Below are 290 nucleotides of genomic sequence, written 5' to 3' on the forward strand. Positions count from 1 at the left end.
ACGCTGACCGAAAAGTGCTACGCGCTGGGCATGGGGCTCATTTTCGGTCAGCGTTCCGTGCAGGGCCGCAAAGAGCACAGCCTGGCAGAGGTTTGCCGGATGCTCCCCCAGCGGCCGCAGCAGGCGCAGCAGCGCCCCCCGGAACACCAGCTCCTCGGCCAGCGGCAGCACCAGCAGGCTGCGCAGCGTGCCGGGCACGCCCTGCGGCAGCTCTGCCGCCCCGGACGACACCGCCGCGCCCACCACCCTGACTTCCCTCTCCTACTCCGATACCACATGGAGCCTGCTGT

Annotated in this window: 1 protein-coding gene; it reads right to left on the reverse strand. The window is 69.7% G+C overall.

Annotation, left to right across the window (positions count from 1 at the left end):
• On the reverse strand, positions 1–198 hold a 198-nt coding region (locus P0G09_RS20185), incomplete at its 3' end, for a CPBP family intramembrane glutamic endopeptidase (protein WP_275253570.1).
• Positions 199–290: the final 92 nt, after the last annotated feature.

Source organism: Faecalibacterium sp. DFI.5.82 (assembly GCF_029076575.1).
Classification (GTDB): domain Bacteria; phylum Bacillota; class Clostridia; order Oscillospirales; family Ruminococcaceae; genus Faecalibacterium; species Faecalibacterium duncaniae.